This window comes from Candidatus Polarisedimenticolaceae bacterium, from assembly GCA_036275915.1.
GTDB lineage: Bacteria > Acidobacteriota > Polarisedimenticolia > Polarisedimenticolales > DASRJG01 > DASRJG01.
On the sequence record DASUCV010000004.1, the window covers coordinates 480764 to 504315 of the forward strand.

General features: G+C 69.1%; 25 protein-coding genes. 20 read left to right on the forward strand and 5 right to left on the reverse strand.

Annotation, left to right across the window (positions count from 1 at the left end):
- Nucleotides 1–2 precede the first annotated feature (2 nt).
- Genes VFV19_04395 through VFV19_04430 form a run of 8 tightly spaced genes read left to right on the forward strand, consistent with a single transcriptional unit; the run spans nt 3 to nt 9744 of the window.
- A complete protein-coding gene (locus VFV19_04395; protein HEX4823523.1) occupies nt 3–1424 on the forward strand; it encodes a sugar transferase in 1422 nt (473 codons plus the stop codon).
- Nucleotides 1425–1434: 10 nt separating this feature from the next.
- On the forward strand, nt 1435–2178 hold the full coding sequence (locus VFV19_04400) for a TylF/MycF/NovP-related O-methyltransferase (protein HEX4823524.1): 744 nt from the start codon (nt 1435–1437) through the stop codon (nt 2176–2178).
- A complete protein-coding gene (locus tag VFV19_04405) occupies nt 2175–3470 on the forward strand; it encodes an outer membrane beta-barrel protein (GenBank protein HEX4823525.1) in 1296 nt (431 codons plus the stop codon). Before VFV19_04400 ends, VFV19_04405 begins: the two co-directional genes overlap by 4 nt.
- Nucleotides 3471–3505: 35 nt before the next feature.
- Entirely contained in the window at nt 3506–4414 is a 909-nt protein-coding gene (locus VFV19_04410) for a polysaccharide biosynthesis/export family protein (protein HEX4823526.1), read from the forward strand.
- Nucleotides 4414–6600, forward strand: coding sequence for a polysaccharide biosynthesis tyrosine autokinase (locus VFV19_04415; protein ID HEX4823527.1), 2187 nt, complete (start codon nt 4414–4416; stop codon nt 6598–6600). The genes VFV19_04410 and VFV19_04415 overlap by 1 nt, the downstream gene beginning before the upstream one ends.
- Nucleotides 6597–7931, forward strand: a complete 1335-nt coding sequence (locus VFV19_04420) for an O-antigen ligase family protein (GenBank protein ID HEX4823528.1) — start codon at nt 6597–6599, stop codon at nt 7929–7931. Before VFV19_04415 ends, VFV19_04420 begins: the two co-directional genes overlap by 4 nt.
- Nucleotides 7913–9043 carry a hypothetical protein gene (locus VFV19_04425; protein HEX4823529.1) on the forward strand — a complete coding sequence of 377 codons (1131 nt, stop codon included), beginning with the start codon at nt 7913–7915 and terminating at the stop codon, nt 9041–9043. The genes VFV19_04420 and VFV19_04425 overlap by 19 nt, the downstream gene beginning before the upstream one ends.
- Nucleotides 9040–9744 carry a glycosyltransferase family 2 protein gene (locus VFV19_04430; GenBank protein ID HEX4823530.1) on the forward strand — a complete coding sequence of 235 codons (705 nt, stop codon included), beginning with the start codon at nt 9040–9042 and terminating at the stop codon, nt 9742–9744. Before VFV19_04425 ends, VFV19_04430 begins: the two co-directional genes overlap by 4 nt.
- A gap of 10 nt (nt 9745–9754) precedes the next feature.
- Here VFV19_04430 and VFV19_04435 read toward each other — a convergent pair whose 3' ends face one another.
- Nucleotides 9755–9973, reverse strand: coding sequence for a hypothetical protein (locus VFV19_04435; protein ID HEX4823531.1), 219 nt, complete (start codon nt 9971–9973; stop codon nt 9755–9757).
- Nucleotides 9974–10162: 189 nt separating this feature from the next.
- Between VFV19_04435 and VFV19_04440 the strand changes: the two genes are divergently transcribed.
- The 7 genes from VFV19_04440 to VFV19_04470 all read left to right on the forward strand — a co-directional run bounded on the left by VFV19_04440 (nt 10163) and on the right by VFV19_04470 (nt 16736).
- Nucleotides 10163–10738 carry a carboxypeptidase-like regulatory domain-containing protein gene (locus VFV19_04440; GenBank protein ID HEX4823532.1) on the forward strand — a complete coding sequence of 192 codons (576 nt, stop codon included), beginning with the start codon at nt 10163–10165 and terminating at the stop codon, nt 10736–10738.
- A gap of 92 nt (nt 10739–10830) precedes the next feature.
- Nucleotides 10831–11367, forward strand: coding sequence for a carboxypeptidase-like regulatory domain-containing protein (locus VFV19_04445; GenBank protein ID HEX4823533.1), 537 nt, complete (start codon nt 10831–10833; stop codon nt 11365–11367).
- Between the two features lie 82 nt (nt 11368–11449).
- Nucleotides 11450–12715, forward strand: coding sequence for a replication-associated recombination protein A (locus VFV19_04450; protein ID HEX4823534.1), 1266 nt, complete (start codon nt 11450–11452; stop codon nt 12713–12715).
- Between the two features lies 1 nt (nt 12716).
- On the forward strand, nt 12717–13652 hold the full coding sequence (locus VFV19_04455) for a glycosyltransferase family A protein (GenBank protein HEX4823535.1): 936 nt from the start codon (nt 12717–12719) through the stop codon (nt 13650–13652).
- Nucleotides 13649–15142 (forward strand): alkaline phosphatase family protein, encoded by a 1494-nt coding sequence (locus tag VFV19_04460; GenBank protein HEX4823536.1) that lies wholly within the window; start codon nt 13649–13651, stop codon nt 15140–15142. Before VFV19_04455 ends, VFV19_04460 begins: the two co-directional genes overlap by 4 nt.
- Nucleotides 15139–16008: a glycosyltransferase gene (locus tag VFV19_04465; protein HEX4823537.1), complete on the forward strand. Its 870-nt coding sequence runs from the start codon at nt 15139–15141 to the stop codon at nt 16006–16008. Before VFV19_04460 ends, VFV19_04465 begins: the two co-directional genes overlap by 4 nt.
- Nucleotides 16005–16736, forward strand: a complete 732-nt coding sequence (locus VFV19_04470) for a class I SAM-dependent methyltransferase (protein HEX4823538.1) — start codon at nt 16005–16007, stop codon at nt 16734–16736. The genes VFV19_04465 and VFV19_04470 overlap by 4 nt, the downstream gene beginning before the upstream one ends.
- Here VFV19_04470 and VFV19_04475 read toward each other — a convergent pair.
- Nucleotides 16702–17847 carry a hypothetical protein gene (locus VFV19_04475; protein ID HEX4823539.1) on the reverse strand — a complete coding sequence of 382 codons (1146 nt, stop codon included), beginning with the start codon at nt 17845–17847 and terminating at the stop codon, nt 16702–16704. The two genes, VFV19_04470 and VFV19_04475, sit on opposite strands and share 35 nt — an antisense overlap.
- An 80-nt stretch (nt 17848–17927) precedes the next feature.
- On the opposite strand from VFV19_04475, the gene VFV19_04480 reads away from it, so the two are divergent.
- Complete coding sequence (locus VFV19_04480) at nt 17928–18350, forward strand: hypothetical protein (protein HEX4823540.1); 423 nt, start codon at nt 17928–17930, stop codon at nt 18348–18350.
- 4 nt (nt 18351–18354) lie between these two features.
- Here VFV19_04480 and VFV19_04485 read toward each other — a convergent pair whose 3' ends face one another.
- Nucleotides 18355–18915: a carboxypeptidase-like regulatory domain-containing protein gene (locus VFV19_04485; GenBank protein ID HEX4823541.1), complete on the reverse strand. Its 561-nt coding sequence runs from the start codon at nt 18913–18915 to the stop codon at nt 18355–18357.
- Between the two features lie 221 nt (nt 18916–19136).
- Here VFV19_04485 and VFV19_04490 point away from each other — a divergent pair, with 221 nt between their 5' ends.
- The 4 genes from VFV19_04490 (at nt 19137) to VFV19_04505 (ending at nt 22570) form a co-directional block, all read left to right on the forward strand.
- Nucleotides 19137–19763: a hypothetical protein gene (locus tag VFV19_04490; protein HEX4823542.1), complete on the forward strand. Its 627-nt coding sequence runs from the start codon at nt 19137–19139 to the stop codon at nt 19761–19763.
- Between the two features lie 154 nt (nt 19764–19917).
- Nucleotides 19918–21120: a L,D-transpeptidase gene (locus VFV19_04495; protein ID HEX4823543.1), complete on the forward strand. Its 1203-nt coding sequence runs from the start codon at nt 19918–19920 to the stop codon at nt 21118–21120.
- Complete coding sequence (locus tag VFV19_04500; protein HEX4823544.1) at nt 21117–21863, forward strand: L,D-transpeptidase; 747 nt, start codon at nt 21117–21119, stop codon at nt 21861–21863. Before VFV19_04495 ends, VFV19_04500 begins: the two co-directional genes overlap by 4 nt.
- Before the next feature lie 8 nt (nt 21864–21871).
- Nucleotides 21872–22570, forward strand: a complete 699-nt coding sequence (locus tag VFV19_04505; GenBank protein ID HEX4823545.1) for a hypothetical protein — start codon at nt 21872–21874, stop codon at nt 22568–22570.
- An 89-nt stretch (nt 22571–22659) separates the two neighbouring features.
- Here VFV19_04505 and nuoI read toward each other — a convergent pair whose 3' ends face one another.
- Together nuoI and VFV19_04515 are read right to left on the reverse strand one after the other, a co-directional pair.
- Complete coding sequence (gene nuoI / locus VFV19_04510; protein HEX4823546.1) at nt 22660–23232, reverse strand: NADH-quinone oxidoreductase subunit NuoI; 573 nt, start codon at nt 23230–23232, stop codon at nt 22660–22662.
- Nucleotides 23210–23551 carry a Rieske 2Fe-2S domain-containing protein gene (locus tag VFV19_04515; protein ID HEX4823547.1) on the reverse strand — a complete coding sequence of 114 codons (342 nt, stop codon included), beginning with the start codon at nt 23549–23551 and terminating at the stop codon, nt 23210–23212. The genes nuoI and VFV19_04515 overlap by 23 nt, the downstream gene beginning before the upstream one ends.
- Between the last annotated feature and the right edge of the window lies 1 nt (nt 23552).

The window sequence follows — 23552 nt, forward strand, 5'->3', positions numbered from 1 at the left end:
CCGTGATCAGCCAGCGTGCCAGGCAGGCGTCGTACCTCCTCGGCCTCGTCGACGCGATGCTCTTGGTGCTGGCGCTTCTCCTCGCGTTTGCTGTCCGCTCGCTGATTCCCTTCCCCTGGCTCCGTGACGGTCTAGGGATGGATTTGCCGGTCCACACCTGGCTTCTCACGCTCGGCATCCCGATCTATTGGCTCTTGGCCTACGGGCACAAGCTCTACGACCCCACGTCGCTCCGTGGCAAGGCATCGACGACAGCCGCGCTCCTCTGGGTCTTCGGGTACTTGACGGCAATCCTCGGCCTCGCGATCTTCATCTTCCAGGTCAAGGCATACTCGCGCGCGATCTTCTTCCTGTTCCTGGGCCTCGGCTTTCTGCTCGTAACGGCGACGCGCATCGCGATCCTGTGGTTCGGTAAGCACACCGGCCGCGACGCTGCCGACATCCGCAACGTCGTGATCGTCGGAACGGGCCCCGAGGCGCTCGAGATGCGTGCAAAGCTCGAAGCGCACAACGAGTTGGGGATGCGCGTGGTGGGCCATCTCCCCGGGCCGTTCCCCGCGCCGATGAGCGTCGAGCCCGAGGAGGTCGTCGGAAAGCTGTCGGACCTGAAGCAGATCCTCTCGGAACGCGTCGTTGACGACGTCGTCTTCGGGATCCCCGTCGTCGAGGCGCTCTCGTGCGAGCGCGAGATCGCGTGGTGCGAGGAAGTCGGGGTCACCGTTCACCTGCGTGCCGATCTCGTGCGCACGCTCTTCGCACGGATGTATCCGACCGATCTCGACGGGACGCCGATGCTCACGGTCTCCGCGACGCCACGGCAGCCGGCGGCGCTCCTCTTGAAGCGGACGACGGATCTCGTCACCTCGGTCGCGGCCCTCGCCGTCTTGTCGCCGGTCTTCCTCGTCACCGCGATCCTGGTGAGGCTGACGTCGCCGGGAACGATCTTCTTCCGGCAGACGCGCGTGGGCTTGAACGGGCGCAAGTTCACGCTCTACAAGTTCCGGTCGATGTACCGCGATGCGGAAACACGCAAAGCCGCACTCGAGCACCGAAACGAGATGACTGGGCCGGTGTTCAAGATCAAGGACGATCCGCGCATCACGCCGGTCGGCAAGTGGATCCGCCGCTTCTCGATCGACGAGATCCCGCAGTTCTGGAACGTGCTCAAGGGCGACATGAGTCTCGTGGGCCCCCGGCCTCCGATCCCCGAGGAGGTCAAGAAGTACGAGCGATGGCAGCGCCGGCGCCTCTCGATGAAACCGGGGATCACCTGCCTCTGGCAGGTCTCCGGACGGAACGGCGTGGACTTCGAGAACTGGATGCGTCTGGATCTCGCCTATATCGATACGTGGTCGCTCCGCCTCGACGTCCAGATCCTGCTCCGCACGGTGCCGGTGGTTCTGACGGCGAGGGGCGCGCACTGAGGGCAGGTCGATGTTGGGCCTGCTCCGCTCTCTCGCCCGTGCCGCCGTCAGGCGCGACGACGCATCCCGCTTCCAGCTCCTGACCGACTTCGGGGCGAAGGTGTTCCCGAAGTACCGCTTCCACTGGCCGCAGATGGACTGGTGGAACGACGCGGAATTCAACGCCTACCTTGCGAAAATCGGCGAGCTTCCGAGCTTCAACACCGAGCGGAAGTGGACCCTCGCCCAACTCCTGCGCCTCGTGGCCCACGTCCCAGGCGACACTGCCGAATGCGGCGTCAACCTCGGGGCGTCTTCGTACCTGATTTGCCGAGCCAACGCGGCGAGCCGGCAGGAGAAGTGGCATCACGGCTTCGACTCGTTCGAAGGCCTCTCGCAGCCAGGCGCGCAAGACGGCTCATTCTGGAAGGGCGGAGACCTGGCGGTTTCGCTCGAGACCGCCGCCGCGAATCTGGCCGGGTTTTCGCGGTGCCGCCTCTACAAGGGCTGGATCCCTGAGCGGTTCCCGGAGGTCGCCGGCCGGTCGTTCTCCTTCGTCCATGTCGACGTCGACATCTACGAGCCGACAAAAGCGAGCGTCGAGTTCTTCTACCCGCGGTTGGCCGTAGGTGGGCTCCTCGTCTGCGACGACTACGGCTTCACGACGTGCCCCGGCGCGACACGGTCCATCGACGAGTTCCTGAAGGACAAGCCGGAAAAGATGATCGCGCTTGCGGACGGGGGTGGCGTCTTCATCAAGGGCGTGCGGGTGTGACGAGGAAGCTGCTTGTCGCGTTGATTCTCGGGCTGGCGACGCTCTCCGCGCGCGCCCAGGAGATCTCCCCTCTCGAGCCACCCGATACCTCGCGCTACTTGCAGTGGGGACCGCTCCGGGTCCGGCCCGGCCTCATCATCCCGACGTTCGGTTATGACGACAACGTCTACGCGATCCCGAACGACTCGACGTTTCCCAGGTTGGGCACCTACTTCGTCGCGCTCGCGCCACGAGCCGAGGGCCTGGTGCTCTTCAAGCACTGGGCGTTTCTCACTTTCGACGAGAAGCTCGAGTTCTACCTGTACGCCCCCGTCAAGAACAGCGACAGCTATCCGGTCGCGCTCCAGAAGGCTATCGAACAGACGAACCTGAACTACTTCAACCAGTACGGCACGGCGCGCCTCACCGTCCCGTTCCGCCGCATCGGCATCTACTGGGACTTCGGCTTCAACCGCACGCGCGACCGGCCCTACGACGCGCAGTCGATCCGTCCGATCCGGAAGGAATACCCGCTCGGGATCGGGCTCGTCACGAAGTTCGGCTGGCGGACCGATTCCGAGATCGGGGTCTTCAGCACCCGCATGAATGCGGAGTTATCCAACGACCCATGCGAGGCGCCCGGAGCCGGGTGCGCCACCGTCGCCCAGGTCAACAACCGGACGGAGAGCGGCGCGCGCTGGAAGGCGCGCTACTTGATGTTCGGGCGCACGCGGCTGCTCGTCGACGTGGGGGCGCGAAAGATCGACTTCGACGATCCCGTGACCGCCGCGCACCGGAACGGCGACGAGAGGCGCTTCACCGCCGGCCTCGACTTCGGTCTCGGCGGGCGCATCTTCGGGAACTTCCACGTCGGAGAAGCAACGTTCGATCTCACCGATCCGACACAAGCGGACTTCCGCGGCGTGGTCGCCGACGTCGCGCTCGGCTACGACTTCGGATCGTCGGGGAGCCGGGTCATCGTGACCGGAACGCGCGACGTCCGATACTCGATCTACGACGTCAGCCCCCTCTACCTCTACACGGGGGGCGACGCGACGTTCATCAAGTACTTCAACCGCTTCATCGGGATGGAAATCTCCGGCGGGCTGGCCGCGCTGGACTTTCTCGGCAGCGACCGAGTCGACGACATCACCACTGGCGGCGCCGGCATCCGCTTCCGGGTCTCGGAGAACGACCTCGGGAGGCGTGTCGAGTACGCCTTCCGCTATACGAGGACGAAGATCGATTCGAGTGTTGCGACGAACAACCAGAACCGCGGAACGGTCGGTTTCGGCGTCACCGTCGGGTACTGAAGGGAAAGGAAAGGCGAATGCTAGACTCAGGCGCCATGCTCGCGCTCCTGGCCACCGTTCTCCTTGCACAGGCTACACCTCCGCCCTCGGCCGAGCCTCCGCCTTCGGCGGAGCCGCCGCAGGTGCTGGAGGCGCGGCCGATCGAGACGCCGTCGATCACCGCAATCGAGAAGCGCGGCGGAACCGACTACAAGATCGGCCGTCAGGACCTGCTCGAGCTGTCGGTCTTCGACCTCAAGGAGCTCGATCAGACCGTCCGCGTCGCGGACGACGGATCGATCACGCTGCCGCTCCTCGGGCGGCTGCAGGTCGCCGGCCTCACGAAGGGCGATCTCGAAGCGACGATCGCGCGCCTCCTCGAGGAGCGCTACGTCAGGAACCCGCAGGTCACGATCTTCGTGAAGGAGTACGTCTCGAAGAAGGTCGCGGTCTCCGGCGCCGTGAAGAAGCCCGACACCTACGAGATGCTCGGCCAGAAGACCCTGCTCGAGATGATCTCGCTCGCCGGCGGCCTCGACAAGGATCTCGGGAAAGAGATCGTCATCTTCCGCTCGAAGGACGACGGCGACGCCGAGCGCCTCTCGATCGACCTCGACAAGCTCGTCTACGAGGCCGACCCGTCGCTCAACGTCCTCGTCATGCCCGGCGACATCGTCTACGTCCCCTCGGTCGAGAAGGTGCGCATCTTCGTGACCGGTGCCGTCAGGACGCCGAACCTCTACGAGGTGCCGCGCTCCGAGCCGGTGACGGTCCTGAAGGCGGTCACCCTCGCGGGCGGCACGACCGATCGCGCCTCCGAGTCGCGCGTGCAGATCATCCGCACCGATGCCGACGGTCGTCGCATCACGATCCCGGTCAACCTCAAGAAGGTGAAGCGCGGGAAGGCCGAAGATCCGGTCCTCATGCGCGACGACCTCGTGCTCGTTCCCGAGTCGTTCTTCTGATGTCCGAGAGGGAGCGCGCCCGCGACCTCCGCGACTACTGGAGCATCCTCCAGAGGCGCCGCGGGGTGATCGCGCTCTGCGCGGCCGCGGTCACGCTCGCAACACTCGTCGGGTCGTTCCTCGTGACCCCGCTCTACCGGTCGACGGCGACGGTGCAGATCGAGCGGCAGAACCCCGACATCCTGAACGTCCGCGAGCTGGGCTCGCTCGACTACTCGTTCGCCGCCTACGCCGATTTCTACCAGACGCAGTACCGGATCCTGTCGTCCGACGCGGTCGCCCGGAAGACGGTCGCGCGGCTCGGCCTCGTCTCCCATCCGCTCTTCGCGGTGGGCGACAGCCGTCCCACGCTGTGGTCGCGGTTCCGCGCGATGCTCCCCGGGACGGTGCCGAAGGTTCCCACGGATCCCGAGGACGTCGCGGCCAAGCAGCTCCTGAAAGGACTCGAGATCGCCCCGATCCGGAACTCGCACCTCGTCGCGGTGTCGTGGGTCGCTCCCGATCCGGTGCTCGCCTCCGACATCGCGAACGCCGTCGTCGACGCGTACATCGGGTTCAACATCGAGTCGAGCTATACGACGAGCGATCAAGCATCGGAGTTCCTCGTCGACCAGATCGCGGCGCTCAAGAAGGAGATCGTCGACCTCGAGGCGAAGCTCCAAGGGTACGGCGAGGCGAAGCGCATCGTCTCCGCCGACGACGCGACCAACATCACGATGAAGGCGCTCTCCGACATCGCGACGAAGCGCACCGAGGCGCGCACCGTGCTCGCGCAGAAGGAGGCTGCCTACAAGGCCGCGCTCGCGACGCCGGCCGCCGCCCTCCCGGAAGCGCAGAAGTCCGAGCTCATCGCGCGCCTGAAGCAGGAGTACGCCTCCTACGAAGCCGAGTACTCGGAGAAGTCGAAGCTGTTCAAGGACGAGTGGCCCGGCATGCAGCAGCTCAAGTCGAAGATGGAGCAGGCGGAGACCCGCCTCGACCTCGAGACCGAGGAGATCGGGACCAACGTGCGGCGCGCGGCGGAATCCGAGTACCGTCAGGCGCTCGAAGAGGTCCGCGGCCTCGGCGCGCTCCTCGACGATCAGCAGGAGGCCGCGCAGAGCTTGAAGCGCGACGCGGTCGAGTTCAAGAGCCTCCTCTCCGACGTGCAGAAGAAGCGCGAGACGCTGGACGCGCTCATGAAACGGCAGAACGAGATGGCGCTGACGACGCGCCTCAAGGATCTGGACGCGACGTCGTCGAACATCCGCGTCGTCGATCGCGCCCGGCCGGCACCGGCGCCGTTCCGCCCGAACAAGAAGCTCAACTTGATCCTCGGGCTCCTCGTGGGCGTCGGGCTCGGGATCGGCGCGGCGCTCTTCCTCGACTATCTCGACAACACGGTCGGCAACGCCGCGGAGATCGACCGCCTGATCCACCTCCCCGTCCTCGCCGCCGTGCCGCACCACGGCGCGGCGTCGGCGAAGCTCTCGGTCGCCGAGACGGTCGATCTCGTCGCCCATCGCGACCGCAAGGCGCCGGCGTCCGAGGCGTATCGCGAGCTGCGCACCGGGCTCCTCCTCTCGAATCCCGGGCACCCGCCCCGCCAGATCATGGTGACGAGCGCGATCCCCGAGGACGGCAAGTCCTCGACGGTCATGAACCTCGCCGTCGTCCTCGCGCAATCGGGGCGGCGCGTGCTCCTGGTCGACGCCGATCTGAGGCGCCCGCGCCTCCACCGCGTCTTCGGCGTCGATCCGTCGCGTGGCCTCTCGAGCATCCTCTCCGGTCTCGAGGCCGACCCGGTCGCCCTCGCGCAGAAGACCTCGGTCGAAGGGCTCTCGGTCCTCGTGAGCGGCCCGGTGCCTCCGGATCCCTCCGAGCTGCTCGACTCGCCGACGTTCGCAGGGCTCGGCCCCAAGCTCCTCGCCGCCGGGTTCGACCACATCCTCTACGACTCCCCGCCCGCGCTCGCAGTCGCCGATCCGGTCATCGTCGCGTCGGTCGTCGAGGCGTCGGTCCTCGTCTGCCGCGCGGGCCGCACGCCGCGGGAATCGCTGCAGCGCGCGCATCAGAAGTTCGTGCAGGCGGGGATCAAGCCGATCGGGGTTGTCCTGAACGACGTCGACACGAGCCGTCCGGGCTACGGAACCTACGCCTACTACGGGCACTCGGACGAGCGGGAGAAGTCGACGGCGAACGGTTGATCCTCCTCGAGATCGGTCTCGTCCTCATCCTCCTCGCGGCGCCCCTGCCGTTCGGCGCCGTCGGTCCCGCCGGTCGCGCCGCCCTCGAGATCGGTGCGCTCACGCTCACGGCGCTCTGGGCGGTTCTCGCGCTCACGCGTCCCGTCGCCCTTCCGCCTCGCGCCGCCCGCGTGGCGATCGTCGCCCTTCTCGGATTGGCGGCGCTGCAGGCCGTTCCGCTCGGGCACGGCGTCGTCCAAGCCTTGTCACCGCGTGCGGAGGCGCTCCGGGCGGGGCTCGATCCCGCAGCGGCGGCGACGCTGTCGCTCGCTCCCGGGGCGACGGCGTCGGCGCTCAGGACCGGCGCCGCGCTCGCCGGGATCCTCCTCGTCGCCACCTCGGTCGCCGCCGAGCGCGGCGCGACGCGGCTCGCCTTGGCGGGGCTCGTGTCGGCGGCGTTCCAGGGGCTGTACGGCCTCCTCGCCCTCGCCTCGGGGCACGCGCGGATCTGGAACGTCGCGAAGACCGCGTATCTCGACAGCGCGACCGGGACGTTCGTCAACAAGAACCACTTCGCCGGTTTCCTCGCCGCGACGATCCCGATGGGGATCGGCCTGGCCGTGCTCGCCGGGCGGGAGGCGCGTGCCCTCGGCCGGCGCCGGCGCGGCCTCCTCCTCGCCTTCGGTCCCGGCGGCACCCGCGCGCTCTTCCTCGTTCTCTTGCTCCTTCCCGCGCTCGGCGGATTGCTCCTCTCGTTCTCGCGGGCGGGGATCGCGCTCGGCCTCGCGGGCGCGGCGGCGACCGCCTTCCTCTCGATCTCCGCCCGCCCTCGCACCCGCATCGCCGCGATCGTACTCGTCGTCGCGATCGCCGCGGTTCCCCTCGTCGATCTCGGCGCCGAGCGGCTGGCCGGGCGGTACGCGACGAGCGGATCCGACCTCGGCGCCGCCGGCGGCCGCGGCACCGTCTGGCTCGGCACGCTCGCGATCGTCCGGGCGTTCCCCGCGACCGGCTGCGGGTTCGGCTCCTTCACGTGGGTCTTCCCCGTCTTCAGCGATCCGGAGGTCCGCCTCCACTACACGCACGCGCACAACGATCTCCTCCAGCTGGGCGCCGAAGGGGGAATCGGAGCCTGGATCTTGCTCGGTGCGCTGCTCGCAGCGCTCGCGGGCGCGGGGCGCCTCGCCCTCCGGAGCGACCCGAGCCCGGTCGTGATCGGCGCCGCGGCGGGGCTCGCGGCGATCCTGCTCCACGGCCTCGTCGACTTCGACTTCCACATCCCCGCGGATGCGGCGATCGCCGCCGTGCTCGCGGGCATTCTCTTCGGTACGGCATGGAACGCGCGCCCCTGAGGCTCGTCCGCGACGATCCCCGTCCGAAGCGCTCGCCGCGAGCGGCCGCGCTCGGTCTCGCCGTGCTCGCCACGGGCACGGTAGCGACCTTCCTCGGCGCCGATGCGTCGCGCCACGCGCCGGACCCGGCCGAGCTCGCCGAGTCCGCGCTCGCCGCAACGCTCTCGGGAGCCGATCCGTCGGCGGCGGAGGCCGCGATCGCCCGCCTGCGCGCGCGCCTCGCCGCGGTGCCTCTCGATCCCACCGCGCGCACCGCCTTGGCGAACCTCACCATCGAGGCCGCGGGCGCGAGCGACGCTCGGGAGCTTGCGGCGGCCCAGGCGCTCACCGCGACCCGGCTCGCGCCCTCGGACGCTGTCGTCGCGCGAGCCGCCGCGCGGGTTCTCGCCCGCTGCGGGCGCGAGGTCGATGCCCTCGCCACGGTGCGTACCGCGTTCCGGTATGCCCCCGATCAGGCGGCGATCGCCCTCGCCGACGTCGAGCCGTTCGTTTCCGACTCGTCGATCGAGGGCGGGATCCCGGAGACTCCCGCCGCCTGGCTCGCCTGGTCGATCCGCCTCCGCACGATGGGACGCGAGCAGGAGGCGGACGACCGGCTGGCCTCGCTCCTCGGACGGTGGCCCGACGACCCGAGAGCGCTCCTCGTCGCCGCGGGCGTGGCAGCGGGGCGCGACCGGCTCGACGAGATCGATCGGCTCCTCCCCGCATCGCGCACGCTGCCGGAAGCGCGCGAGACCGCGGCGCTCTTCGCGTATCGTGCGCGCGCCCGCGCGGGACGTGACGACGCCGACGGCGCGCGGGCCGACGCGGCACACGCGCTCGCCCTGGACGGCGACGGCATCGCCACGGCGGTCGCGTGCGGCGACGCGCTCATGACGATCGACCCCTCGCAGGCGCGCCGCCTGTGGACCGGCGCCGTCTACCGCTTGGAAGCCCTCGGCGCCGGGGGCGACAGCCTGTTGTGGGTCCGCTTCCGTCTCGCCCGCCTCGACGACCGCGAAGGGCGCGGGGCGGATGCGCTCAGGACCTGGCGTAGCATTCTCGCCGCCCGTCCCGACAGCGAGGAAGCGCAGCGTCGCGTGCGGGAGCTGAGCGGAGGAAGCGTCCGATGAGCCGGCTGAGCGTCGTCATCCCGGTGTACAACGAAGAGCGGACGGTCGCGTCCCTCGTCGCGTCAGTGCTCGGCGTGCCGCTTCCGGACGGCGTCGAGCGCGAGATCGTGGTCGTCGACGACGGGTCGACCGACGGGACTCGGGGAGCGCTCGCGGGGCTCACCGTCGATCCGCGCGTCCGCCTCTTCGCGCAGGACATGAACCGCGGGAAGGGGGCTGCGCTCCGCCGCGGATTCGCGGAAGCGACCGGCGACTTCACGATCGTGCAGGACGCCGATCTCGAATACGACCCTCGCGAGTACGCGAAGCTCTTGGCACCGATCCTCGAGGGGAAGGCCGACGTGGTGTTCGGCTCGCGGTTCGCCGGGAGCGAGGCGCGCCGCGTGCTCTTCTTCTGGCACATGGTCGGCAACCGCGTCCTCACGCTGCTCTCGAACATGACGACGAACCTCAACCTCACCGACATGGAGACCTGCTACAAGCTCTTCCGGACGGACGTCCTGCGGCGGATCCGCATCGAGGAGGACCGCTTCGGGTTCGAGCCGGAGATCACGGCGAAGGTCGCGCGGCTGAACGTGAGGATCTTCGAGGTCGGGATCAGCTACTCGGGACGCACCTACGAGGAAGGCAAGAAGATCGGCTGGAAGGACGGCGTGCGGGCGCTGTGGTGCATTCTGAAGTACGGAGTCGGTAGCTCGTAGTCGGTAGTTCTCATCGCCGCTTCGCTTCCCTGTACGCGCGCGAGATGACCGCGCCGCCGATGACGGCGATGATCGCGGCGGGCGCGAGGTACCCGGCGACGTTCAATCCGGGGCGGGCGCTGGCCGCACCCTCGGCCTGCATCGCCGCCAGAAGCGCGAGGATTCCGACGAGAAAGCCCCAGAGCGCCGCCGCGCTGAAGTAGGTCACCCGGATCCTGCCGCTCCGCATGCTTCGGGACGCGTGGCGCTGCGAAGTCGCTTCGCTATACTCGGGACGTTCGTCGGCTGCAGTCATCCGGCCCCCTCTGGATGTCCGCGGCGCGGACCTTTCGTTCCTTGCTGTGTTAGACCGTACGGGGCTGATGGAGGCCGGTCAACGGTGTTTTTTGATTCGAGGGGACAGACGCGATTTCTTGCGGTGCTCTTGACCGCGCTCCTCGTGTCTCCGTTGCCTGCAGCGGCGAAGTCTAAAAAAGTTCAACCCGCGCCGGGCAGCACGCTGACGGGCAAGATCACCGGCAGCGACGGCAAGCCGCTCCGCGGCGCGGTCGTTCTGGTCCACTCGCTCGACAGCGAAGCGTCGTGGACGAGCGCTCCGGCCGACCGCCGCGGCAAGTACGTCGTCAAAGGAATGCACTACGGCTGGGCCGAGGTGACCGTCAAGACGGAAACAGGCTCGTTCCTGGGCGATCAGGCCATGAACCTTCCGCCCGGGAAGAGCGCCGAGATCAACTTCTCTCTCATCGAAACCAGGGACAAGCCGGCATCGTGGTGGGCCGACCGTAGAGTCGAGCCGCCGAAGGGCGAGCACGCGGCCGAGGTTGCCGGGATGGTGCAGTCGTCGCAGAAGCTGACCGGAGTCGAGTACTGGAAGAGCCCGGCGGGCATCGCGATCATCGTGGCGGTCGGCGCCGTCGCGCTGGCCTTCATCGCGTCCGGTGGCTCGTACAAGGCTCCGGCGTCCACGACTCCGGTGACGCCCATCACTCCGTAGCGGACTTGTCGCAGCGGGACGGCGTTCCGGACCTTGACGGGAGATGCCAAGCGTCGGACAATCCCGCCTCCACACGTCCGGAGGACCCCGACATGCTCGCGCTTGCGCCCCGCCTTCGCCGTTCGACCGCCATCGCCGTCACGCTCGGCCTCTTCATGATGGTCTCCTCCGGCGTTCTCTTCGCCGGCACGCCGTCGACCTTGTCGGGGCGGGTGCTCGGCGCCAACGGCGCCGATCCAAGATCGGGAGTCGTCGTCACCCTGGTCGATCCCGCCTCGGAGACGATGTACAAGTCGTCGCCGACCGATGCCAAGGGCGCGTTCTCGATCGGCACAGCACCGGCCGGCAACTACGCCCTCGTCGTCGAGGCCCCGGAAGGCGCGTTCCTCGCGTCGTCGAACCTCCAGCTCGCCCCCGGCGTCAACCGCCCGGTCGCGCTCGCGCTCAAGCCGGGCAAGCAGGGCACCCCGGCGCCGGCCGGCGCTCCGGCGGGAACGCCGCCGCCTTCTGCGAAGAAGGGCCTTCCGACCTGGGCCAAGTGGGTGATCGCCGGCGGCATCGTCGTCGGCGCGGCGATCGTGGTCGACGCCGTCACCAGCAATTCGAACAACGAGGCGTCGTCGTTCTAGGAGCGTTTTGGGCCTCTTCGACGACGCCCCTCCCGAGCAGCCCGCCACGACGTCTGCTTCGCGTCCGCCCCTGGCGGATCGCATGCGCCCGTCGACCCTCGACGAGATCGTCGGCCAGCAGGCGCTGCTCGGTCCCGGGACACCGCTCCGTCGCGCGATCGAGGCCGACGAGCTCCGCTCGCTGATCCTCTGGGGGCCGCCCGGCTGCGGCAAGACGACCCTCGCGCGTGTGATCGCCGGCCGGACGCGGGCGACGTTCCTCCCCTTCTCCGCGGTCCTCTCGGGGATCAAAGAGGTGCGGGAAATCATGCAGCAGGCCGCCGCGGCGAAGCGCGCGACCGGCCGGCGGACGATCGTCTTCATCGACGAGATCCATCGCTTCAACAAGGCGCAGCAGGACGCGTTCCTGCCGTTCGTCGAGGACGGCACGATCGTGCTCATCGGGGCGACGACCGAGAACCCGTCGTTCGAGGTGAACGCGGCGCTGCTCTCGCGCTCGCGCGTCTGCCGCCTCGAGCGGCTCTCGGAGGAGGACCTCGTCGCGCTCGCGCGGCGGGCGCTCGCCGACCGCGAGCGCGGCCTCGGCGCGGCCCGCGTCACGATCGACGACGGCGTGCTCGAGGCGCTCGCGGCGCAGTCCCAGGGGGATGCGCGGGCGGTCCTGAACGGCCTCGAGTTCGCGGTGGCGACCGCCCCCGAGGGGAGGCTCACCCTCGAGCATCTGCGCCAGGCGCTCCAGAAAGCGGCCCTGTACCACGACCGCGCCGGCGAGGAGCACTTCAACCTCATCTCCGCGCTCCACAAGTCGATGAGGAACTCCGACGCCGACGCGACGATGTACTGGCTTGCGCGGATGCTCGAAGCGGGCGACGACCCGCTCTACGTCGCGCGCCGGATCGTCCGCTTCGCCTCGGAGGACATCGGGCTCGCCGATCCGCGCGCGCTCGACATGGCGCTCGCCGCGAAGGAGGCGGTGGCGTTCGTCGGCCGCCCGGAGGCCGACCTCGCGCTCGCGCAGGCGGCCGTCTACGGGGCGCTCGCCCCCAAGTCGAACGCCCTCTACGCCGGATGGAAGGACGTGCTCGAGACGATCCGCGAGGGGGCGACCGACCCGGTGCCGATGTCGATCAGGAACGCGGTGACCGGGCTCATGAAGTCCGAAGGGTACGGCAGCGGCTACGAGTACGCGCACGACCACGAGGACGCGGTCACGGCGCTCGAATGCCTCCCCGAACGCTTGCGAGGGCGCAGGTTCTACCGTCCGACGTCGCGCGGGCTCGAGGCGGAGCTCGCGACACGGATCGACGCGTGGATCGAGGCGCGCGAGCGCCTGAAGCGGCGCGACTGAGATGCCCGCGATCAGCGTCGTCATCCCGACCTACAACCGGGCCGGCCTCGTGGTCCAGGCGATCGAGAGCGCGCTCGGGCAGACGTTCGCCGATCGGGAGATCGTGGTCGTCGACGACGGCTCGACCGACGGCACCACCGAGACGCTCGCACGCTTCGGCTCGAGGATCCGCGTCGTGCGCCAGGAGAACGGCGGCGAGGCACGCGCGCGCAACCGCGGCGTGCGCGAAGCCGCCGGCACCTGGGTCGCCTTCCTCGACTCCGACGACCTGTGGGAGCCGGAGGCGCTCGAGCGTCTCGCCGCCGCGGCGGAGGCGACGCCGGCCGCCGGTCTCATCGCGATGAAGGCGCGCGCGATCCTCGCCGACGGCACAAGGACGCCGCGCATCCATGGGAAGAAATCCGCCGGACCCGAGTTCACGACCCGGTCGCTACTCTGGGGAGACGCGGGCGGCGTCCTGATGCCGATGGTGCGCCGCGACCTCCTGCTCGCCGAAGGCGGCTTCGACGAGAGCCTGCGCCAGGCCACCGACTGCGACATGTGGCTCCGCCTCTCGTTCCGCACCGGGATGATCGCCGTCCCGGCCCCGCTCCTCCTCTGCCGCGTCCACCCCGAAAACGCGAGCGCCGACAGGACGGTGAACGCGGCAATGTGGCTCCGCATCCTCGACAAGCTCGCGCGCGCCCAGCCGGGGTGGGTCGCGGCCAACCCCTGGACCTACCGCCGCGCGCTCGGGAAGGAGCGCCTTCGCCTCGGCCGCGAGCGGCTCGCCGCGTGGGATGGAACGCGCGAAGGGCTGAAGCTCGCGCGCGAGGCGCTCCGCGGCAGCGTGGCCGCCTTCCCGTTCTTCGCGCGGGCGTGGCTCTATCTCCTGTGGAGCCTCGTCGCCCCGCGCGGTTACGCCGCGTGGCGGCGCGTCGAGATGAGGCATCGTTGAAGACGGTCTTGAAGTTCCTCGCCGTTCCGGTGGCGCTCGCGGCAATCGTCGGGCTCCTGCTGCTCAGCGACTGGCTGCGCGACGATCCGGAGCCGTCGTCGGAGCCGGTGCGCCGCACTTCCGTCATCGAGAGCTGGAACCCGCCCTGGCCGGCACCGACGGCGTCCTCCGAGCCCGTCGCCCGCAAGTGGCTCGTCATCGGATGGGACGGCGCCTCGTGGGATCTGATCCTCCCGCTTCTCGAGGCCGGCAAGATGCCGCACCTCGCCGCGCTCATGCAGCGCGGGGCGTACGGCCCGCTCGCGACCTTTCAGCCGACCCTCTCCCCCGTTCTCTGGACGACCGTCGCGACCGGGGTTCCTCCCGCCGCCCACGGAATCCGCGGGTTCGACGTCCCGAAGTCGAAGGTCGACAAGCGCCTCGAGCGCCTGACCCACTGGGGCAAGCTGCAGCGCCACCTCTACAACAACACCGATCGGCGCGTGCGCGCGATCTGGAACCTGCTCTCCGACGCGGGGCGGCCGGTGCTCATCGCCGGCTACCACAACACGTATCCCGCCGAAGAGGTGCACGGCCTCATGGTCTCGAACTACCTCATGCAAGACCTCATGAGCAAGTGGATGCACGCCTCCGGCGGCGTCGACCCCGAGCTCGCAGAAACGCTCGTCCACCCGGTCGCGGAGCTGCCGACCGTGCTCGCGATCGAGTCGAAGGTCCGCAAGGGCCTCCACGACGCGCTCCCGCGCTTCGCCGACCTCGACCTCGCCGAGACCCGCGCGATCCTCGCGGGGCAAGGGCTCGACCCCGAGACGCACCACCGACTCTTCTTCCTGCGGCAGGCGTATCTCGGCGACACCTTCGACGCCGCGGTCGCCGAGCACTACCTGCCGTTGATCCGTCCCGATCTGGCGATGGTCCACTTCCAGGCGATCGACCTCGCCTCGCACTACTACCTCTACTATCACGAGCCGCAGGCGTACGCGTCCTTGCCGCTGACTCCCGCGGCGCGCGCGGATCTCGACGCCGACCGGGCGCACTTCACGCGGACGGTCGAGGCGTTCCACGTCTACCTCGACGAGTGGCTCGGGCGTCTCGTCGCCGCGGTCCCCCCGGATACCGGAATCGTCGTCCTCTCGGATCACGGGTTCGGTCCGGTCGCGGACGCGCACCGGCCCGGAGGCCACGAGGACGCCCCGCCCGGGATCCTCGTCGTCGCCGGGCCCGGCATCGCCCGCGGCGCCCGCATCGACGGAGCGAGCCTCTACGACGTCTTCCCGACGCTCGCCGAAGCGCTCGGCCTCCCCCTCTCGCGCGAGCTCCACGGCGGGCCGATCGCCCAGGCGTTCCGCCCCGGCGCTCTCGACGCCGCCGCCGCGCCCCCGGTCGCGACCTACGAGGTCGGCGAGCGCTACGTCCCCCGGGTCGCGCCGCCCGCGGCGCTCGGGGCCGAGCTCGAGCGCCAGCTCAAGTCGCTCGGCTACATCAAGTGATCAGCGTCGTCATCTGCACCTACAACCACGGCCGCTTCATCACTGAAGCGGTCGAAAGCGTGCTCGGACAGACGCTCACCGATCGCGAGCTGATCGTCGTCGACGACGGCTCGACCGACGGGACCGGCACGATCCTCGCGCGGTACGGCGACGCACTCCGTTATCACTTCCACGAGAACCGTGGCGCCTTCGCCTCGAGGAACGTCGGGCGGAGCCTCTCGCGCGGCGCGCGGATCGCCTTCCTCGACGCCGACGACCTGTGGGAGGCGCGCGCCCTCGAGCGCCTCGACGCCCTGCTCGACGCCGATCCCTCGATCGGGGTCGCCGCCGGAACCTACGTTCCGATCGACGCCGAGGGGCGCGTCACCGGCCCGGCCTACCGCCGGCGCGCGCCCGAGGCGCCGGTGACGATCGAGAGCCTCCTCCTCACCGACGCCGACGTGCCGGGGTGCCTCTACCGTCGCGAGGCGCTCGAGGCCGCCGGGCCGTTCTCGGAGACGAACCGCTACTCCGGCGACTACGAGCTGTGGCTCGAGCTCGTCTCCTCGTGGGGGATCCGGGTCGTGGACGATCCGCTCCTGAGGAAGCGCGAGCACGGAACGAACCTCACCGGCGAGGCGCTCCGGATGATCCCGTCGAAGATCGCCGCGGTCGATCGATGGGCGGCGCGCCGCCCCGACTGGGCGAGGGACCACGCCGCGCTCCTCAAGAGAGCGCAGGCCAAGAACCACGAGCGCCTCGCGAAGTGGTGCCTGAGGTCGCAGGACCCGGCGACGCGCGCGCTGGCGCGCGAGCACGTGGGGCGCGCGCTGGCACTCAATCCGTGGCGGCCGAAGCTCTATCTCCTCCGCGCGAGGGCCGGATGACATCGCCCTACGACCCGCGCTTCTACGAAGCGGTGCGCGAGGGAGCGCGGCGGTCGGCGGAGTGCATCGTCCCGCTCGTCCTCGACCTCGTCGCCCCGGCGTCGGTCGTCGACATCGGCTGCGGGGACGGAACCTGGCTCGCCGCATTCGCCGCCCGGGGGATCGTCGATTACCTCGGTCTCGACGGCGATTACGTCGACCTGAAAACGCTCGCGATTCCTCGTGAGAGATTCGCGGCGACCGATCTCACGATGCCGCTCACCCTCGGCCGCAGCTTCGATCTCGCCGTGTCGCTCGAGGTCGCGGAGCACCTGCCGCCCGAGCGGGCGGAGGCGTTCGTCGCGTCGCTCTGCGCCGCGGCGCCGGCGGTTCTCTTCTCGGCGGCGGTCCCCCATCAGGGCGGGCGCGATCACCGGAACGAGCGGTGGCCCGAGTACTGGGCCGGGCTCTTCGCCGCGCGCGGCTATCTCGCCGCCGACGCGATCCGCGACCGGATCTGGGACGAGCCCGCCGTCGACTGGTGGTACGCGCAGAACACGATCGTCTACGCCCGGAGCGAGACGCTCGCGGCGAGGCCCGACCTCCGGGTCGCGGCGGCGCGCACCGACGCTGCGCGCCTGACGCGCATCCATCCGAGGAATTACGAGCGAATCGGGGAGCTCATCGCCGAGAAGGAGCGGCGCCGCAACCGGTTCATTCGCCGGGTCGGCCGCTTCCTTCGAGGTTGATCCTCGAGGCGAGCGCCGCGGCCTCGTCGGCGCTGGCGTCGCGCCAGATGCCGAGCTTTCGCTTCCGCTCGATCGCGTCCTTGCTGTAGCGCACGCTCGACACGAGCTTGCCGTCCCGCGTGTAGAAGTGCATGCGGCCGCGCTCGCCGGCGACGACGAGCGTGCCGTGGCGCTCGTCGACCATGACGTCTTCCGGCCGTGCCCCGCGGGCATCCTCGATCGCCATCTTCGTCGGCCGCCGCCCCTTCGCGTGGTGCTCGGCGGCGTGGCGCGTCCTGCGCCCGCTCGCGCGCCGCTCGTGCGCGAGGCGCCGCTCGAGGCCGCGGAGGATCCCGTCGATGCGGGCGCGCACCTCCTCGTCCTTTCGCCGCCGCCCACGATCGAGGGTCTGGAGCGCGGCCTGCGCCCAGCTCACCGCTCCCTTCCACGGGATGAGATCTTGCCGCTCCCAGAGGAGATCGAGCGGCTCTCCCTGCGGAGTGCGGCCGAGCACGTTGAGCCCGAAGCGCTGCGAGCGGCCGATCTGGAACGTGAGGGCGAGAACGCCGCGCCCTTCACCGTCGCGCGTGCGGACGGGAAAGAAGCCGGCGGCGACCTGGCCCATGAGCTCGTACCCGGCCGCGCCGCGAAAGGCGTCGAGGAGCGCCGCGTTCAGCTCGGCTCCGCTGCGCACGAGCGACACGAACGCGGGAGGATCGGCGTAGAGCCGATCGACCTCAGGGTGACGCAGGTCGAGGCAGAGCTGGGCGAAGTCCTCCCAGCGGGGCGCGCCGGTCGGCGTGTACCCGGCGAAGACGTGGCGGTGAGAAGGCGCCGCCGAGTGCTCGCACGGAGTGACGCCGCACCGGTGGCAGAAGGCGTGGCCGGGCCGGAACGACGCCGCGTGCTGGATCGCCGCGTCGAGGATCCTGTCGATCTGATCGACGAGAGCCCGGGCGAACGCCTCGCCGGGAGCGGGGAGGCCCCGGAGCGGCAGCGCCACCTCGAGCGTGATCCGGTCGATCGCCCCCTCGATCAGGTGGGCGCCGGCCTTCCTCGACAGGCGCTCCCGGACCAGCCGGTGGAGCACGTCCCACGCGATCTCGCCGAGCGCGAGCGACCGGTCTTCCATGCCTCCATTATGTTCGGATCGTTGGTTTTGCGCCGGAACTCGACGTACTCTCAAACCACGACCCGTCGGAGGGAGACGACATGAAGACCAAGATCATCGGTGCGCTCGCCGCTCTCGGCCTCGTGGCTGCGGCGGCTTCCGCACAGGACGTCCCGAAGAAGCCGCTCCGGCTCTCGGGCACGTACAGCTTGAGCCACGTCACGACGTCGGACGACGGCAGCGTGAGCTGCGACTTCAGGGCGACGATCACGAACGGCGGCGACAACGACCTCGACTCGAAGATCGTCCTCCGCAACCGGAACGACGCCACGGACGTCTGGGGACGGTTCGGCGACTACACGATCGAGGCGGGCGGCAACGTCACCGTCTCGGGCAGCGTGACCGTGCCGCAGCGCTCGTTCGCCGCGTGGCAGACCGGCCGTCCGCCGCTCTTCGTCTATACGCAGGACGACCGCGGGACGGCGACGATGTTCGAGGTGCCGCTCAGCAAGATTCCGGGGTAAGCCGCTACTTCTTCGCTGGCGCCTTTGCCGATTTCTTCAGCTTCACGACGACGGCGTTCTCGACGCCGGACTTGAGCTGGACGACAACCGGATCGCCGGATTCGTACCCGTCCGCGGTGGCGACGATGAGCGTCTCGCCCTCCGACATGTTCGACAGCTTCACGCCCGCGCGGTTGAACGGGACGGCCGATCCGATGCTCTTCCCCGACGGCAGGTGGAACGCGACGGTCCCCTTCGAGATGGGGTGGCCGGTCGCGACATCGACGACGGTCACTTTGAGACCGACCGCCGGCCGAAGCACGACCGGCTCGTTGACCGGGGCGGCCAGGACGGCCATCGCCTTGTAGCCGGCGGCCTGGACGAGGAGGTTCGGGACCGCCGGGTTGTCCATGCGGTAGTACCCCTTCGCGTCGGTCGTCACGCACCCGAGCTTCAGTCCCGCGGTGTCGAATGCGCAGACCTCGGCCCCCGCGACGGGGCTGCCGTTCGGCGCCACGACCTGCCCCGAGGCGAAATGCCCGCTCGAGGCGGCGGCTGCGAGGAGGAGGACCGCGAGCGTCGTCATGGAGCCGGTTAGGGTACGACGAAGAGCGAGAGCCGGCGAGGACGAACCCAAACCATCCCCAAACTCTATTGGGGAAGGGGTACTTTCATTTTCCGGGGGATCGTAGTAGCGTGTCCGGGCCCGGTGCGGAGCCCTACGAGATTCCGCCGGGGCACAAGGGATGAGGTAGGCGCTTCGCCCTCCTCGACGAGGGGGTAGGAAGAAAAAGGAGATTCGAAAGTATGCGCAAGATGCTGGCCGTTCTGCCGTTGGTGTTCGTGGTTGCCCTCATGGTCGGGTGCGCCAAGCCCCCGCAGGATCAGATCAACGCCGCCCAGGCTTCCCTCGACGCCGCGAAGCCGCTCGCGTCCGAGTACGCACCGGACTCGCTGCGCGCCGCTGAGGACGCCAAGGCTGCGCTCGACGCCGAGCTGAAGGCCCAGGAGGCCAAGTTCGCTCTGTTCCGCTCGTACAAGAAGACCGACGAGCTGGTGAGCGACCTCAAGGCGAAGTCGGAGAAGGCGGCTGCGGACGGTAAGGCCGGCGAGGAGCAGGCCAAGAACGACGCCACCACCGCGATCAACGACGCGACGACGGCGGTCACCGACGCCAAGGCGCAGCTCGAGAAGGCGCCGAAGGGCAAGGGAACGGCCGCCGACCTCGAGGCGATGAAGGCCGATCTCGCCGCCGCCGAGTCCACCATCAACGATGCCAACACCGCGATGTCCGGCGGCAAGTACAAGGACGCGAAGGCGAAGGCCGAGGCCGCGAAGGCGTCGGCTTCGAACGTCGTCAGCCAGATCCAGGCGGCGATGGAAGCCAAGAAGGCTGGCGCGCATCCCGCGGCCGCCGGCCACAAGAAGCACTGAGGACCCTGCAATAGTCTCGACGAAGGGCACGGCGACTTGCGCGCCGTGCCCTTTTTCACATCCGCGGCGCCGTTTCGTCGTTCCCTCCGCTTCTGCGCTGGATCGGATCGCAAGAATCCCTTAAATTCGTCCTGTGGGCCCGAAAAGGAAGAGCGTGATCAAGAGCACCTTCTTCAGCCGCTGGCGCTGGCGCTTCTTCGGCGCCGGGGTGGGACTCCTCGCCCTCGGGGCCGTCACCGCGGTGATCTGGCCGATCGCCTCCGGACGGACCGATTCCCCGTTCTTCTCGCGGAAATCGACCCAGGAGCTCCTGGCCGACGTTCGCCGGTCCGGCGCACCGAAGTGGGCGCCGGACGAGATGGTCCAGGCGGAGGCGGCGGTGAAGGCGGCCTTCGCGGCGTACCGGTTCGAGGAGGTCAAGCTCCTCCCCCTCCGTGATTTCCGCGGGGTGCGCGACGCCCTCGATTACGCGACGTACAAGTGCCAGTCGGCGCTCGCCGCCGGGAACCGGAACCGGATGGATGCGAGGGCCTCGGCCGACGAGGCGCTCGCGGCCGCCGGACGGGATACCGGCCGCACCGGCGACGTCGCCGACGCGATGCACCTCGGCGCCTACAACCGGACCCTCCTCCAGAAGAGCCAGATCGCGCTCCGCGAGGCGCAGATCATGTACGACCGCGGCGACTACGTGCAGGCGGCGTCGAAAGCGGGCGAGGCCGGGGCGCAGTCGCGCGTCGTCAGCCAGAACGCGGTGCAGGCCGCCGCGCGGTACGCCGACCCGTCGCTCGTGGGCCGCTGGCGCCGGATGATCGACGAGACGGTCGGCTGGTCGCGCAGCACCGGCAATCCGGCGCTCGTCGTCCTCAAGGAGAACCATCGCGTCGACCTCTACGACAACGGGCGCGTCGTCCGCTCGTACCAGGCCGACATCGGCTACCGCTCGATCAACGACAAGCAGCGCTCGGGAGACGCCGCCACGCCCGAAGGCCGCTACAAGGTCACGGCGAAGAAGTCGGCGTCGCACTTCTACCGCGCGCTCGCGATCAACTATCCGAACGACGACGACCGCGCCGAGTTCGACAGGCTGAAGCGCGCCGGGGTGATCCCGCGCGGCGCCAGCCCGGGCGGCCTCATCGAGATCCACGGCGAGGGCGGGCGGAACAAGGACTGGACGAACGGCTGCGTCGCTCTGTCGAACAAGGACATCGACGACCTCTTCCCCCGCGTCGGCGTGGGCACGCCGGTGACGATCGTCGGCGGCGACGGCCAGGGGATGTTCGCGAAGCTCGCGCGCATGCAGGTTGGCGGCAACAACACGCCGAGCGGAGGGAGCGGCGGCGGAGGCGGCACCCCATGATGGAAGGCTATCCGCTCACCGAAGAGAACGAGAGCACTCCGCGCAGAGGCCGCGGCGTCGCGATCATCTTCCCCTCGCCGAAGCGGCGGTGGGGCCTCGTCGTCATCGCGGTGCTGCTCGCGGCGGTTGCGATCGCGATGGTCGCCGGTCACGGCACCGGTTACGCCTACGGAGACGCCTCCGCGAGGACGGCGCTCCCGGCGGTCGACGTCCCGCAGAACGCCGCCGCCGCGAAGAAGCTCCAGGCGAAGCTCGTGGCGCAGAACAAGCAGCTCACCGGCGCGCTCCAGAAGCTGGCGCCGTCCGGCACGTACATCGTCGTCGATCAGACCCAGAACCGGCTGTACATCATGAACGACGACAAGATCGTGAAGACCTCGGTCTGCTCGGCAGGCTCGGGGATGATCTTGAAGGACGCGGGCAGCAAGAGGAAGTGGGTGTTCGACACGCCGCGCGGCGTGTTCAAGGTGCACAATCGCATCTCGAACCCGATCTGGAAGAAGCCGGACTGGGCGTTCGCCGAGGAAGGGAAGACGATCCCGAAGAACCCGGAAGACCGCTTCGAGTCGGGGACGCTCGGGAAGTACGCGCTCTATCTCGAAGACGGCTACATGATCCACGGCACGCTCTACACGCGTCTCCTCGGGCGCAGCGTGACGCACGGCTGCATCCGCCTCGGCCCCGACGATCTCCAGGCGGTGTGGGACGCCGCGCCGATCGGCACGCCCGTCTACATCTTCTGAGCGCTCCCATGAAGGCCACGCTCTTCGCGGCGATCGTGACGACGGCCACGGCGGTCGTCGCCGCCTCGGCTCCGGCACCCGCGCCACCGTCGAGCGACGACCTCGCGCGCCTCGCCTTCAAGAACGATCTCCTGCAGAAGCGCTTCGACCTCGCGAGCAGCAAGGAGTTCTATCTCGTCCTCGACCCGGCACAGAAGAGCATGTCGCTCATGTACAAGGCGGCGCTCCTCCAGTCGTACGCCGTCGAGGGTCTCGAGGTCGGCGTGCCGCAGGTCCTCTACAAGAGCCGCTCGGACGCGTCGGGCTGGGAATCCAAGGTGTGGCACAAGGGTGCGCTCGATCCCGTGCGCGAGCTCGATCGCGTCGAGGTCGTGGCGCCGCCACCGACGGCGGAGGGCACCGAGATCGAGGTCCAGGTCCCGCAAACTCCGGAGGAGAAGTATCCCGTTCCTCCGCGTTACCACATCCGCTTCGAGGGCGGCCTGTCGATCGAGGTGCGCCCGCCGGGCAGCGACGCCGAGGGCGGATTCTGGGCGCGGCTCGGTCAACGGTGGAACGCGTGGTGGGCCGACGCGAAAGCCGCCAGCAGCGGCGACAACGCCGACACGGTTCGCTTGCACGTGGTGATGTCGAAGAAGGACGCCGACTCGCTCTATCGCGCCCTGCCGCCGAACACGGCGCTCCTCGTGGTGCCGCCGAGCCCCTGAAACACAGAGGGGACAGCGTCCGAAACTCTGAAGTACGAGTTTCGGAAGCTGTCCCCTCTGTGTAAGAAAAACTTGGTTGCTGTCCCGGATCAGTGTGCGACGGCGTTCTTCTTGGCGATGTCGTCGCCGGAGCGATGGGAACGCTCCTTCGGCCCCTTCGTCTCGGGCGCCCACTTCATGATCGTGTCCTCGCGCACGCCGCCGATCTCGAGGAGCTTTTCCTTGTCGAAGATCATGAGCTCGCGCGAGTGGCCGACGACGGCGTAGGTCTTCGACATGAAGATCGCCTCTTCGGGGCAGGCTTCTTCGCAGAGGCCGCAGTAGATGCAACGCAGCATGTTGATGTCGAACTTCTCGGGGTACTTCTCGATCTGGTGGAGCGGGCTGTCCTTCGGATATTCGGCCGCCTCGATCGTGATCGCGAGCGGCGGGCAGACCCACTGGCACATGTAGCAGGCCACGCACTTCGTGCGGCCGTCCTGGTCCTTCACGAGCGCCGGGACGCCGCGGTAGCGCGGGCCGAAGACGTGCTTCTCCTCGGGGTACTGGATCGTGTCCTTCTTCCGAAACATGTGCTTAAAGGTGAGGATGAGACCCGAGATGATCGGCGGCAGGTAGATCCGCTGGGCGAAGCTGGGCTTAGGCGCTCTCTTCACCTGCATCGGGTCCTCCGGGAAGCTCGATTTCGACATCATCGCCGCTCCGTCGCGTAGCGTAGCACGCGACCGAATCCTCAGGAACGACGAGACACTTCCCCGTCGTGACGTCGAAGATCCAGTTATGCATCGGGCAGATCACCCGGCACTCGTGATACGTGCCCTCTCCCAGCGAAGCCCCCTGATGCGGGCAGGTATCGTCGATCGCGAAGAAGCCGCGGTCGGCGTCGTGGAAGAGCGCGATCGGGTGGCGGTCGACCCAGATCGTCCGCCCCTCGCCCGGCGGGACCTCGGTGGCCTTCGCCGCCCGGACCCAACGCCCCAAC

What these genes read in the sequence shown, in the direction of transcription:
- VFV19_04400 (HEX4823524.1), top strand. Translation starts at nt 1,435, where the DNA reads ATGTTGGGCCTGCTCCGCTCTCTCGCCCGTGCCGCCGTCAGGCGCGAC.
- VFV19_04410 (HEX4823526.1), top strand. Translation starts at nt 3,506, where the DNA reads ATGCTCGCGCTCCTGGCCACCGTTCTCCTTGCACAGGCTACACCTCCG.
- VFV19_04415 (HEX4823527.1), top strand. Translation starts at nt 4,414, where the DNA reads ATGTCCGAGAGGGAGCGCGCCCGCGACCTCCGCGACTACTGGAGCATC.
- VFV19_04425 (HEX4823529.1), top strand. Translation starts at nt 7,913, where the DNA reads ATGGAACGCGCGCCCCTGAGGCTCGTCCGCGACGATCCCCGTCCGAAG.
- VFV19_04430 (HEX4823530.1), top strand. Translation starts at nt 9,040, where the DNA reads ATGAGCCGGCTGAGCGTCGTCATCCCGGTGTACAACGAAGAGCGGACG.
- VFV19_04435 (HEX4823531.1), bottom strand. Translation starts at nt 9,973, where the DNA reads ATGCGGAGCGGCAGGATCCGGGTGACCTACTTCAGCGCGGCGGCGCTC.
- VFV19_04445 (HEX4823533.1), top strand. Translation starts at nt 10,831, where the DNA reads ATGCTCGCGCTTGCGCCCCGCCTTCGCCGTTCGACCGCCATCGCCGTC.
- VFV19_04450 (HEX4823534.1), top strand. Translation starts at nt 11,450, where the DNA reads ATGCGCCCGTCGACCCTCGACGAGATCGTCGGCCAGCAGGCGCTGCTC.
- VFV19_04455 (HEX4823535.1), top strand. Translation starts at nt 12,717, where the DNA reads ATGCCCGCGATCAGCGTCGTCATCCCGACCTACAACCGGGCCGGCCTC.
- VFV19_04470 (HEX4823538.1), top strand. Translation starts at nt 16,005, where the DNA reads ATGACATCGCCCTACGACCCGCGCTTCTACGAAGCGGTGCGCGAGGGA.
- VFV19_04475 (HEX4823539.1), bottom strand. Translation starts at nt 17,847, where the DNA reads ATGGAAGACCGGTCGCTCGCGCTCGGCGAGATCGCGTGGGACGTGCTC.
- VFV19_04480 (HEX4823540.1), top strand. Translation starts at nt 17,928, where the DNA reads ATGAAGACCAAGATCATCGGTGCGCTCGCCGCTCTCGGCCTCGTGGCT.
- VFV19_04485 (HEX4823541.1), bottom strand. Translation starts at nt 18,915, where the DNA reads ATGACGACGCTCGCGGTCCTCCTCCTCGCAGCCGCCGCCTCGAGCGGG.
- VFV19_04490 (HEX4823542.1), top strand. Translation starts at nt 19,137, where the DNA reads ATGCGCAAGATGCTGGCCGTTCTGCCGTTGGTGTTCGTGGTTGCCCTC.
- VFV19_04500 (HEX4823544.1), top strand. Translation starts at nt 21,117, where the DNA reads ATGATGGAAGGCTATCCGCTCACCGAAGAGAACGAGAGCACTCCGCGC.
- VFV19_04505 (HEX4823545.1), top strand. Translation starts at nt 21,872, where the DNA reads ATGAAGGCCACGCTCTTCGCGGCGATCGTGACGACGGCCACGGCGGTC.
- nuoI (HEX4823546.1), bottom strand. Translation starts at nt 23,232, where the DNA reads ATGCAGGTGAAGAGAGCGCCTAAGCCCAGCTTCGCCCAGCGGATCTAC.